Consider the following 12964-nt stretch of genomic DNA (forward strand, 5'->3'; position numbering starts at 1 on the left):
TTAGCTCATAAACATACTGTATTTTATTTGTCTCTAATGTCGCTTTTGTCTTATTAGTTTTCTTGTGCTATACCAATAGGTAAGAGAATTAAAGCAAAAAGACTATGCAAACACTTAAACCAAGCGAAATAGCCAGTTACTGTAACGTACACCAACGCAGTGTGAGTCGTTGGATTGCCAATGGCGAATTAAAAGGTCATAAGCTTCCTGGACGCGGTAACTACCGTGTCTTACTTGAAGACTTTTTATCCTTTTTAAACAAGCACAAAATCCCCCTTTCGCAAGACTTTATTAGCGACTATCAAATCGCAGAAAGTGGTCTACACTCTGATAAAGAACGGGATTTAGCTAAGGTGCTTATCATTGATGACGAGCCCCAGTATAGAAAAGCGATACGACGAGTGATAGGCAACGATTATTTGATACAAGAAGCTGGGGATGGCTTTATGGCAGGCATTGCCATCTCGGAGTTTAAACCAAGTTTAATCACGCTCGATCTTTCCATGCCGGGAATGGATGGCTTTCAAGTGATCTCATTTATCCGCGAAAAAGAAGAATTTAAAGCGATTAAGATTTTGGTGGTCTCTGCGTTAAATGATGTAGAACTTGAAAAGGCCAAAGCGATGGGCGCCAATGACGCCCTTTCTAAACCGTTTGATAACTCTATTCTGTTAGAAAAAATTAATGCGCTAATACAGGGGTAGCTATGAATGCACCTATCATGTTGGTTGATGATGAAATTGATATTCTAAAGTCGCTTAAACGCACTCTGCGTTTACAGCATTATGAAGTGGTATATACCGATGACCCAAGACAAGCGCTTGGTTTGATACAAGAGCACAAACCGCATGTGCTTATTACTGATTTCAGAATGCCCAACATGAATGGCCAAGAGCTTATCCAAGAAGTGAAAAAGCATGATCCTAGTATTGAATGCATCGTGCTCAGTGGGCAAGCTGACTATGACGATATGAAGTCGCTGATCAACGCGAATAATACCTTTAAGTTTTTATCCAAGCCTTGGAATAACGAAGAGCTGTACACAACGATAGAAGCGGCACTCACAAACCATCACAAAAACGAATTAAAAACCCAAATCCTGCGTAATAATAATGCACCTTTAGTCGAAGTAAATACCATAGGTAATGTCATCGATTGCAATTACGCTTACACGGAACTAGTGTTGAACGAGGTCAATAAAGGTAACTTTTTTCAACTGTTTAATTTTGAAAGTGATAAATGCCTTGATGATTTTACTGAGCGCAGAATTGCAACACTAAAAAGCTCAGGGGTGTTATGTCAAGTTGAGCTCAAGCTAAAAACAGAATCCAGCTACCTACTTATCATTAAACCCCTCTCCAGCGAGCAGGATAAATATCCAAACTTCTATCAGAGCAAACTGGGCTTTCTTGAACATATCAATCGCACCGATAACTCTGTCATGATCTGCCTGAAAATTCGAGATTTGTTGGTTAAGAATATCATTTCTAATACCCCAATATATTCAGATACGTTTAAAAAAATCATAGATCATGCTCTACTGAGCGAAGCGACTCATTTTTCGATGCTTGAAATCAGCTTTGATCAAGCCATTTTCTGGTTAGATTCAGTACAAAGTGAAATTGAGGTACACAAATTTTTAGATGAGTTAATCAACTCAATTAAACAATTTTTCATTCGCAAAAATATCCAAATCAAGTTCTCTGTCTCGTACACCATGATTGAGCCTGAGCAACCACTCTCGGAAGCAATAGACAGCTTAGTTATCTATACCCAATTTGTTTGCGAGTCTCGTACTGACTTCTATATGCGCTATTCGCAATCACTGCTTTCAGAAAAACTAAACGAGCATAAAGTTTCTGAGGCATTATTTAACGCCGTTGATAATGATGAGTTTTATCTAAGGTTCCAGCCTAAACTTAATTTAAATGAACATTCAATCAATAGTTGTGAAGTGTTAATTCGCTGGAAGAACACCCAGTTTGGCGCTAACTCACCAGATTATTTTATTCCGTTGGCAGAAAAAGACGGACAAATAGTCAAAATAGGAACTTGGGTGCTTGAGCAGGCGTGTATCGCACTGTGCGAATGGCAAAAGGAAGAACTAGAGATCCAAAAAGTCGCAGTGAATGTTTCACCTTATCAACTTTCCGACCCCTGCTTTGTACAAACCATGTATTCGATTATTGAAAGGTATTCGCTCAAACCCGAGCAATTCGAGTTAGAAATCACCGAGAACTTTGTTTTAGAAAATCTCGAGCAAGCTAAAACTAAATTACTACAATTAAAAGAAATCGGATTCTCCATTGCCATCGATGACTTCGGTACGGGATATTCCTCATTGGGCTATATTTCAAAGTTGCCAGTGGATGTTATCAAAATTGACAAAAGCCTGATTGAAAACATCGACAGTTCAAAATCAGCTCGAGATCTTGTCCAAAATGTTATTCGATTAGTTCACGACCTTGAATTAAAAGTTGTCGCTGAAGGTATAGAAACCGTGGAACAGCTTGAAATTCTAGAACAGTTAAAATGCGATGAAGTACAAGGATATCTCATCGGAAAACCTGTTTTACTTGAGGAGTTTACTCACTATGTCTATTAAAAGCCAAGTGCCACGGATTGTGCTCGTTGATGACGATGAGTTAATGTTGAAGTCGCTCCACCGCCACTTCAAAATCAGCATGGAAGGCGCTGAAATATTGACCTTTTCATCACCTAAACAATTCATAGAATCCCTAGATACGTTAGCGAGCATCGATATCTTAGTGAGCGACTACCTTATGCCATCGATTAACGGTGTTGAATTAATCAATATCGTGAGGCGCCGTTATCCACAAGTCCTCACCGTGTTATTAACCGGCGATACCACAGGCAAGGTACTGTGTAAGTCTTCAATTTCTGCTACCTTTATCGTCGCTAAGCCATTTAGAAGAGAAGAATTCGATGAGGTTATCACCGCTTTTTATCGACTCAATGAGCTGCCATTAAGTGAAGCAATAAAGCGTGCCCTAAATGAAACTTTCATTGAAAACGAATTGCCTATCTTGCTAAGTAAAATTGAAGACATTGATTTAGATTTTCACAAGCTTGAAGCAATGCTGGAACAAGAGGTGCTCATTCAAGCTAAATTATTCCACCTGTGTAACAGTGCTTATGTGGGATTATCGACAAAGCAATACTCTCTCTCAACCGCAATTAAGACGCTCGGTGTGGATTTAGTGTCTGCAATTATTGTCTCTGTGTGTTATCACAATATGGTTGCAGCCAGATATGATATCGCGAACTGTGAGCAGTTAAGCGATATTAACTTTAAAAAGGTCAAGTTACTTAAGGAATTGGTACACAAACTACATGACGGATCAATTGACTCTGAGCGCATTGTTTTTCTTCAATCCTTATTATTTCTTGGCGAGCTCGGCTCAGAAATAGCTCAGCTTATTACCGAAAGTCAATGTCATTCCCCACAGAGTTGCTATATCGAGAAATTACACATCGCCCTTTATACAGCCACATTAATTGGCTACGAGTCAGCCATCACGGATCAATTGTATGCGCTCATTAATGCCCTAGAAATGGGTAGCTCAGATTGCAATGCCACTAAGCTATTGTTGCTTATAGACACTATCACCAATAAAGAAGTCAATCAGACGGTGATCAACACCTTTTTTGATCAAAAGAGCCAAGATTGGTTGGAGCTTTTCTATGAACTCAGAAGCAAATACTTTAGTTAGTTACAAAGTACTGATATTAGACGATGAAACGTCAATACTTAAGGCGTTAAAACGAGTCATACGGCTGCCTTCGGTAGAGGTTGTCAGTTTTGATAATCCTTTTGAAGCTCTTGAGTACATAGACACGCACCCCGTTCAGGTTATTATCTCTGATTTTAGAATGCCGCTAATGAATGGTGGAGATTTTCTAAAACGAGCCAAAAAAATAACCCCTGGTGCAATTGGCCTAATTCTTAGCGGTTATACCGACTCCGATATGCTTATTGATATGATTAACAGCAAGGTTGCGCATAAGTTTTTGTGTAAACCATGGGAGAACGACAAATTACTCGAAGAAGTTAATGCAGCAATAGACGTATACAATAATAATTATTTTAAAACGGTTTTACAGGAACAACTAAAAAAGCGTGATTGCCCACGGGTATTAATCAATAATGAAGGCCAAGTTGTCGAGCATAATCTCAGCAAAGACATAGAATCTCAGATACTTGCAGAGTTCTCGGCATGCTTTAGTGGTAATGGCATCTACCACACTCCTCTTGGTGTTTTAAGATGTGAGATCCGCAGCAATCCAAAAGACGAAGAGTTCTATCTGATCACCATAGAAAAAGTCGAAGTAACAGACGAAATTAACGTCTATGAAGTTATCACCGAACTGCTATTATGTTACTCGATAAACCCCGTTCTCACTTACTATGCGTTGCCAACTTGCGAACTCACTACACCGAAATTGGCAGCTGCGGCTCAAGAAGTTTTCAGAAACTATAAAATATTACCATCACCGACCCATAACTATCTGTTCGTACTGGATAACATTGAGCAATCCTTACTGCCAAGAAAGCAGATAGAGCTAGAAATTCAGTTGGAAAAGTTACTCGATACCGCGCTACCTCACGAGATACAAAGTAATACCACTCAACTTGCTGCATTTTTAAATAATGGAGAGTAGGCATGGATACTTTTGCAAAAGTTGAATTAACACAAGATTTAGTCGAATCAAGCTTTCCGCTCGCCGACCTCAATACGCTACTCACCTCCCTATCTGATTATTTTGAGGTACCAATAACTTTAGTCACTGTAATTGAAGGGCAATGGCAACATCTGATCGCCAGACATGGGATCCTAGCCGACAGGACACCGGAGCAAGATGCTTTTTGTAAGAGCTTAATCAAACATAACAAGTCTTTACTTGTTCCTGATACTGCCTTGGATGAAAACTATGCGAATAACCCGCTCGTGACTGGCGAGCCCTACATTCGCTCATACTTGGGTGTACCTTTTAGACTCGACGGCAAGCCAATCGGTGGCGTATGTTTAATCGATACCAAACCGAAAAACTATGCCGAGCGAGATGTTCATTTACTCGAGACGATCAGCGGTCTTATCACCAATATTTTAGAGCTACAAAAAAACTATTCGTTATACCTCGAAGATCAAGAGTTAATCCGCTTTTCACCAATCGTGTTAATTAAGTGGAAGTACAATAATGGGCTGCGCATTCGTACGGTTTCTCCGAATATTGAGCGCGTGATTGGTATTGACGCTTTTCACTTATGCTCCGGGGAATTGCATTTCGAAGACTTACTCACCGAGCCAAGTGTTGAGAAATTTCATTTTAACTTACAAAACCACTTGGATGGGTTAGAAGCGTCTGAAATTTTGCTAGAGATGGCATTAGACTCAAAACAGATCTGGATCCGTATGATCACCGTGGCGCATTTTAACCACGACGGCAGAATGACAAGCATTCAGGCTTTTATTACCGAAAATACTGCGCAAAAGTACACCGAAGACAAACTCAATGAGACGAACAGACAGATGCGCCTGTTGCTAGAAGCCTCAGAGCTAGGTACATGGGATTGGAATATTCCAGCAGATATCAATAAAGTTAATAAAAAGTGGTGTGATATGCTTGGAATTGAATTTGAATACGTTGAGACCAGTGTTAATTACTTCCGCCAACTTATTCATCCAGCCGATCGTAGTCACGTAGAAAGAGACCTAGCCAAACACCTACAAGGGTTAACCGATGCCTACACCACGTCCTATAGAATGAAACATGCCGATGGCCACTGGGTGTGGATAGAAACCTATGGCAAAGTGGTTGAACGCGATAATAGCGGCAGAGCACTGCGCCTTGCTGGTACTCACCGGGATATTACCTACCGGATGGAAGCACAGTTGCAAGAGCGAAAGCAAAAACAATTACTGTCTTTTATCAGTAAAGCACAGTCAGCCTATTTAAAGACTGGTGATCTGTCTAAATCATGCCGTGAGATTCTAGAAGAGCTCATCGACATTGCGGATAGCCAATTTGCGCTGATCGGCGAGCTTGAGTATACCGCCGGTGTACCAAGGCTCTTTATTCATGCCATTTCAGAAATGCAGTGGAATGATTTAAGCTCTCAATTGGTACAGAGATATTATGATAACGATCTCTATTTTACTGATTTTAATAATCTGTTCGGATCAGTGATCCTGACGGGAAAAACCGTCATTAGTAATGAACGAGGTAAGCACCCTGCATCGAAAGGCACGCCAAAAGGACATCCAAGGATCTCTAAGTTTTTGGGGCTGCCGATAAAGCTCAATGGCGAATTGGTCGGTATGATAGGACTTGCGAATAAGTTTTTTGACTATACCGAAGAAGATGCAAAATTCTTACAACCACTGGTCGATTCTCTAGCGGGTTTATACTATGCGGTTAAACTCGATAAAGAGCGCCAAGAAGCAGAAAACAAACTGCTTGAACTTGCAATGACCGACACCTTATCAGGCCTGCCCAACCGACGTGCCTTTATGGAAAAAGCCGCCGAAGTTGGTGAGATATCCTTCCCCTATTTAATTGGTATGGTAGATATCGATAACTTTAAGTCAATTAATGATACCTACGGTCATGATGCTGGTGACAAAGCCATTAAGCTGATTGCTTACACCATAAAAGATGCGCTACGCAGTGATGATTTTACTGCGCGAATGGGAGGTGAGGAGTTTGCATTTGTGTTACTCGATGCCACACATGGATCATCTAGCGCATTGATTGAGACCATCAGAGAATCCATATCTAACTTGGAGATTACACTGTCAGAAGAAGAGAAAATACATCTCACGGTCAGCATTGGTGTAAAAGCGGTACTTCCCGAGATGGAAAAAATGTCTATTACAGCACATTTAAATGATGCTGATAAAGCTTTGTATGAGGCTAAACATACTGGCAAGAATAAAGTAGTTTGGTTTGAATAACAAAATATTTCATATTGCTTGATATACTTTAATTTCGCGTCAGAAATAAAAATGGAAAAATGATGAAACAGCTCTCACTTAACCTAGCTGCACTTGGATTTTTAGTCACCTCATCTGTAGCTTATGCCGATTATACTGCTGAGTTAGAAATTGACCGAATGCAGGACACACCGTTTAAAGAGTGTAGCGACTACACTTTTCGCCAAGTTATGAATAATTTTTTTACCGAACTCACTTGGGATTATCTCACAAGCGATTGGGGCAGAAACTACATAAATATTGATGGTTATGTAGAAGAAGAAGGCGAAAAGTTTGATTTTCTTCTTCAATACGAAGTCAAATCTGATGGGACGTTTGAATTTAACGCTATGGAGTTCTTAGGAAAAGCAAAAGACGACTCGTTTATTATCATGATGCTCGACAAGATTTGCTATCATTCAACCGGTGATTAGCGCTTCAACTCGAAGCGCTAATCTGCTTCTAAATTTAGTCTGCTGTAACCCTGCACTGGATGGGCTGTTGGTAATAACCCCAAGTTAATATTGCTACATTACTTTGTACTTTAAGGTGATAATCGCCACCGCGGTAATGAGTATCACTGGCGGAGTTATCGATGAACATCAGCTTTTCACTGTCATTAAATTCTGCGACCATGCTTAGTGGCTGAGTATCATAGTAAAAAACGGATAATAACTTATCGTTACAGAGATACGTCGTATGCCCGGAGCTAGTCACTAATGCAAAACGAGCCTCAAGCTCGGCAATACGGTGCATATACGACTGCTTCAAACAATGCGTGCTATCGCTAGATTTCCAACACGCATTGCGCCCTTTTATCCACCCTCTTTGCTCGGCTTGAAGCTGCTTCGAATGCGGCTCTTTTACAATTTTTTCATACACAGAATTGAGCCTGCGATCCAGTCGAGACAACGCCGCACTATCACAAATAACGGCTTCCATGCTTCCAGCTCTTACCTCGTTACAAGCGAATGAAGGCGTATGTAGGGTATGTTGTTTTAAGTGCTCGTCAATATAGCGACACCAATCCTGCGTGCCAATGTCGGGCTTATCCGAGTAACTTCTTACACCAAGTTTAAACTCAATGACCGATTGCCATTCTTGGCTGCCAAGATCAGGACCATGCCCGCTACCATCGCCACTCTTTAAAAGATTATCGACCTCTATCATCCACTGCTCGCCACAGTGAAACGCTTCAACGTTCGATTGCTCGGTGGGTGTTAACACTGTCCTATTTTGTGGCGCACATCCAAATAGAGTGATGGCTATAACCGCAGCCAATCCATGATAAAAAGTTCGGGTTAATATGGTCGCTTTCAAGCTAATTTCCTTTTAATCGTGTAGACAAGAGTTGCGCTTACCCCAACAGTAACACTATGAAAAACATTGAGTTATTGTCGTCGGTACGTCCGCTAGTGTCACTTCTTTACTGTGGGCATTTAGCTTAATGGCCTCTTTGGGCATTCCAAATACAATACTTGAGCTTTCATCTTGTGCATAAGTCTTCGCCCCCGATTTCTTCATTTCTAACAAACCAAATGCACCATCAGCGCCCATTCCGGTTAATATAAATCCGATAGCATTGCTTCTAACTTGCTTCGCAACAGATTGAAATAATACATTGACCGAAGGTTTATGGCGCTGCACTGGCGGCCCATCTTTGAGCTGAGTGTAATAGAATGCACCACGACGAACAAGCTGAAGGTGATGGCTTCCTGGCGCGATGTACACATGGTTAGCCAGTACGCGTTCGTTATGCTCAGCCTCTTTAATCTTTAATTTTGAAATATCATTTAGCCTTTGAGCAAAGGCTTTAGTGAAGTTGGCTGGCATATGTTGTACCACCACAATACCAGGCAATTCGGGTTCTAATTGACTAAATATGTACTCAAGCGCTTGCGTCCCCCCTGTCGAAGTGCCGATGGCTACCACTTTATCAGTGGTATTAATGGCAAGGTTGGTAGTGCTCATTGCGACATTGATAGCAGGCGCACGGTTTATGTCTTCCGTAGAAGACTTTGGTCTGTAGAATCTCGCTTGCTTAACCACTTTAATAAATTGCTCGCGTTGAGACTCAAGAAATGATTTTAAGCCACACTCTGGTTTAGTTAAGATTTCAAATGCGCCAAGAGAGAGTGCCTCTACCGACAATTGAGCACCTGTGGTTGTTAGCGATGAACAAATGATCACGGGGATGGGTTTATTGGCCATAAGCCAGCGTAAAAAGGTAATACCATCCATCTGTGGCATTTCTATATCAAGAATAATAACATCTGGCGGCTCTTCCAACACGCTAGGCTGCGCCAAGACAGGGTTGCTAAACACCTTAGTTACGCAGATTTCAGGCGAATACTCCAACATCGCAGTGACCGTTTGTCTTACCACAGCAGAGTCATCGATAATATAGACGGAAATTTTATTCGACATCAGGTTGCTCTCCTGCTCGATAACGCAACATGAAAACGGTCTACCCTGCAAGCGCCATCCTTGAGATCCACTTGAATTCTCCGATAATAAGGGCCACCAACATCACGCGCGACAAGCCTAAATCCATAATCGTCAATCAGCTTATGACTCATTTCGATGTTTCGCATACCGACAGTCTCTGGACAAGACGTTTTGAACATCTCTCCACCACCAAAAAGCTTAATCTCCACACAATTCTCAGGGATACTAGACCGCTTTAAATATTGGCGAACCAACGAAAAAGTCTTATCGACATATTTAGCGGGCTCATCATCATTCGGCTTTTCTGTGGTTGGCAATAGCATATGACTCACAACAACTAGTTGGTGCTGCTTAGACACTAAAACAAATGAAACACAGGACCCCAGCAAGGTATTGAGCGTTGCTGGACGAAATGACTCAATCGCCAAACTACCCGGCTGCAAAAATATTGATTCAACGTCTCTGCTTGGCATCAACATTTTGCATACACCGCAGGGGCGATTGATTCAAATTTGTCATACACGCCATTTAAGCTCTCGGAGTGTCCTAAAAACAAAAAACCTTGCTTCGGCATCGCCCTGTAAACATTTTCTAGGATTTTTACCTTTTCATCTTTTTCAAAATAGATCAGTGCATTACGGAGGAATATTATGTCAGCTTTACCACCGATATAAGGCACAAGTAGATTATTTTTGAAAAAATTAACTTTATGATAGAGCTCATCATTCACCATGATATAGCCGGTCTTCTCTCCGACGCCATTTAGACAGTATTTCCTTAGGTATTCGTCAGGAATGTTTTTAGCACGATGTAAGGGGTAAATTGCCTTTTTCGCTAAATCCAGCATCCGCTCAGAAATATCGCTGGCACGCACCACCCAATTCCCGTGACCATAATGCTCCTGCGTGCACATGGCCAAGGTGTATGCTTCCTCGCCAGAAGAGCAAGCCGCACACCAAATATCTGGTGCAGACTTTTGGTAGTACGTGGTAAACAGCTCTGCTAGCTTTTCAAAGTGTTTACGCTCTCTGAAGAAATAGGTTTCATTGGTAGTCAGCAAGTCGATGCACATATTTCGCTCACCTTTGTTATTGGGTATCTTTAGATACTCAATGTACTCACCATAGCTACTTAATCCTAAAATCCTCAGTCTTTGATTTAGTCGTCCACAGACTAAGTTCTTTTTATGATCCCTAAGATGTATTCCTGATTCGGCTTTGAAGAAGTCAGCAATACAGGTAAATTCTTGATCGCTAATAAAGTCCCCAATCATGTGGCACCTCCTTAGAACTGTTCAAAGTGCTCTTTTGAGCGAGCTTGCCCAGCACTAACTTCTTTTCGCTCAGCGACGGGTTGTGCTTCTGTTTGCGGTTTTCCGCCTTCTAACACTCGCATTTTGCTTTGGCTTTCAATATCTCCGATTTTAAAATAGGCGACGAGCTGGGTAAGCGTCTCTGCTTGACTGGACATTTCTTCCGCGGTGGCTGCTAGCTCTTCTGACGATGACGCATTTTGCTGCGTTAGCTGGGTGATTTGATTCATCGAGTCGTTGATTTGGCCGACACCCGCAGCTTGTTCGTCTGACGCTGCGGAGATCTCTTGTACTAAATCAGAGGTTTTACCAATCGCAGGTACGATTTCAGCAAGTAGACTGCCTGCCCGCTCGGCTTTGCTCACTGAGCCAGATGCCAACTGAGATATTTCCTGCGCTGCAAATTGAGATCGCTCAGCAAGCTTTCTGACTTCTGCAGCCACCACAGCAAACCCTTTACCATGCTCTCCTGCTCGAGCCGCTTCTATGGCAGCGTTGAGTGCCAACAGATTCGTTTGATAAGCAATGTCATCAACAATACCTATCTTAGAGGCAATTTGTTTCATGGCCGATACGGTCTCTTCCACGGCGCTACCGCCTTCTTGTGCTTCACCCGCAGCTTTCGATGCCATACCGTCGGTGATTTTGGAGTTTTCTGCATTTTGTGCAATGGATGCCGTCATTTGTTCAACCGAGGCTGATGTCTCTTCAACTGACGAGGCTTGTTCGCTTGCACTCTGTGCCAATGACTGTGCTGTAGAGGAGACTTCAGTTGATGCCTGCGCTAGCGATTCAGAGTTAGAACGAACATCACAAATAATGCGACTTAAACTGGAGATTGTACTATTGACGCTTTGCTTCAACTCGTCATAGACACCTGAATAGCTTCCTGCAATCTCAACATCAAGGCGACCTTCTTTTAACCCCTCCATGACGTTAGCAATTTCTTGAATCGGTTTTTCAGTCGCTTCCAATACCTCGTTAAGACCATCAGTCATGGTTTTAAATGCGCCGGCATAGTTTGAGGTGTCTGCGCGATTTTGGATGTTTCCTTTGACCGCTTGCGAAACCAACTCGACGATATCGGTCGCTAAAGTATCTAACACATCGGTGAGATTGGCTGTACGTTGCGCCAGCTCACCTAAAAGCCCTTGTGCTTGTACTTTGGGCTTTAATGATAAGTTACCTTCACTCACTGCGTTGAGCACGGCAAAATTGTCCTCAAGTACCGATTCCAGCACTTCCATCGACTTATTATATGCCTCTGCAATTCTGCCTATCGATCCCTCTAACTCACTGGCTTCAATGCGTCTGTCAAACTCCCCACAAGCTACCGCTTGGAAGGCAACACCAAACTCTTCTTCTAACAAGCGCTCTTTGCGCTTTTCATCAGTTATGTCTTTCCACTCAACCGTAGTAGAAATACGCTTATTGTTTTCATCAAATACAGGGGTGATCATGAGCTCCAAGCTGTGCTCACCAAACCCGAGTCTTGCAACGTGCGTAGAGTTTAAACTCGCTAACATAGTGCGCTGGTGGCTTGGATTACGGTGGAATTGGTCGATACTTCCTCCCACCAGTTTGTCAACGCAAAAGGTAGGTAACGTGCTTTGGATCGCAGTTTCTAACCTGAGTAACATGTCTCGCATGGCGCGATTTATATAAACAATATCGTAATTTTCATCAGCCAGCATAATACAAGCGGTACTGTAATCCATGGCTTGTTTATAAAAATCGCTATTACTTCCAGCGCTCAAACTCGATTGGCTGATTAATTTAGCCACGAAACTACAGTTGGCAATGGGCTGTGCTAATTTCATGATTTCTAATTGATAAGATCCGCTTGGCATATTAACTTTGGTGGTCTTATCAATCAGCTCGGAAAAGTTATTGTGCAACGACAGCATATCAGTAATATATCCACCATCACTTTGTGCGTTATTTGCAATAAGCTGGGTAAATTGATTGCTTTGATGAACAATCCGACCAGCACCATCTAGGAGAGCAGCAAATGTGCCTGTAGTCTCGATAGCCTCTAATTCTGCATTGCCTTTAAGCAAACTTAATACATTGGTCGCAAGTGTTTTGGCTTCCCCTTCATATAAAGCGGGGTTTACTTGGGTAAGATCTGAGTGTTCAATCGCGTTTACGACTGCCTTCGACAGTTGATTAACTTGTTTGTCAAAGATTGCTGGTAAAATTCCCATTA

11 protein-coding genes are annotated in these 12964 nt (G+C 41.9%); 6 read left to right on the forward strand and 5 right to left on the reverse strand.

Annotated elements, in window-relative coordinates:
* Positions 1-104: 104 nt before the first annotated feature.
* From EXT47_RS08640 to EXT47_RS08665, 6 genes are read left to right on the forward strand one after another with little or no spacing between them, the layout of a single operon-like run.
* Positions 105-704, forward strand: a complete 600-nt coding sequence (locus EXT47_RS08640) for a response regulator (protein WP_017217411.1) — start codon at positions 105-107, stop codon at positions 702-704.
* 2 nt (positions 705-706) lie between these two features.
* Positions 707-2605, forward strand: a complete 1899-nt coding sequence (locus EXT47_RS08645) for an EAL domain-containing protein (protein ID WP_010604754.1) — start codon at positions 707-709, stop codon at positions 2603-2605.
* Entirely contained in the window at positions 2595-3734 is a 1140-nt protein-coding gene (locus tag EXT47_RS08650; RefSeq protein ID WP_130126322.1) for a response regulator, read from the forward strand. Before EXT47_RS08645 ends, EXT47_RS08650 begins: the two co-directional genes overlap by 11 nt.
* The gene (locus EXT47_RS08655; RefSeq protein WP_130126324.1) at positions 3706-4683 is read left to right on the forward strand and encodes a response regulator; all 978 of its coding nucleotides are present in this window, start codon (positions 3706-3708) and stop codon (positions 4681-4683) included. Before EXT47_RS08650 ends, EXT47_RS08655 begins: the two co-directional genes overlap by 29 nt.
* A gap of 2 nt (positions 4684-4685) precedes the next feature.
* The gene (locus EXT47_RS08660; protein WP_130126326.1) at positions 4686-6977 is read left to right on the forward strand and encodes a diguanylate cyclase; all 2292 of its coding nucleotides are present in this window, start codon (positions 4686-4688) and stop codon (positions 6975-6977) included.
* Between the two features lie 59 nt (positions 6978-7036).
* Positions 7037-7429, forward strand: a complete 393-nt coding sequence (locus EXT47_RS08665) for a hypothetical protein (RefSeq protein WP_225739576.1) — start codon at positions 7037-7039, stop codon at positions 7427-7429.
* 34 nt (positions 7430-7463) lie between these two features.
* Here the strand turns inward: EXT47_RS08665 and EXT47_RS08670 are convergent, their stop codons facing one another.
* Genes EXT47_RS08670 through EXT47_RS08690 form a run of 5 tightly spaced genes read right to left on the reverse strand, consistent with a single transcriptional unit; the run spans position 7464 to position 12962 of the window.
* The gene (locus EXT47_RS08670; RefSeq protein ID WP_130126328.1) at positions 7464-8315 is read right to left on the reverse strand and encodes a lysozyme inhibitor LprI family protein; all 852 of its coding nucleotides are present in this window, start codon (positions 8313-8315) and stop codon (positions 7464-7466) included.
* A gap of 54 nt (positions 8316-8369) precedes the next feature.
* Positions 8370-9422 carry a chemotaxis response regulator protein-glutamate methylesterase gene (locus EXT47_RS08675; protein ID WP_039495889.1) on the reverse strand — a complete coding sequence of 351 codons (1053 nt, stop codon included), beginning with the start codon at positions 9420-9422 and terminating at the stop codon, positions 8370-8372.
* Positions 9422-9922 (reverse strand): chemotaxis protein CheD, encoded by a 501-nt coding sequence (locus tag EXT47_RS08680; RefSeq protein ID WP_223193797.1) that lies wholly within the window; start codon positions 9920-9922, stop codon positions 9422-9424. The genes EXT47_RS08675 and EXT47_RS08680 overlap by 1 nt, the downstream gene beginning before the upstream one ends.
* Entirely contained in the window at positions 9916-10716 is an 801-nt protein-coding gene (locus EXT47_RS08685) for a protein-glutamate O-methyltransferase CheR (protein ID WP_039495891.1), read from the reverse strand. Before EXT47_RS08685 ends, EXT47_RS08680 begins: the two co-directional genes overlap by 7 nt.
* 11 nt (positions 10717-10727) lie before the next feature.
* Positions 10728-12962: a methyl-accepting chemotaxis protein gene (locus EXT47_RS08690; RefSeq protein WP_039495892.1), complete on the reverse strand. Its 2235-nt coding sequence runs from the start codon at positions 12960-12962 to the stop codon at positions 10728-10730.
* Between the last annotated feature and the right edge of the window lie 2 nt (positions 12963-12964).

It is taken from the genome of Pseudoalteromonas sp. CO342X (genome assembly GCF_004208915.1).
In the GTDB taxonomy this organism is placed as follows: Bacteria; Pseudomonadota; Gammaproteobacteria; order Enterobacterales; family Alteromonadaceae; genus Pseudoalteromonas; species Pseudoalteromonas maricaloris.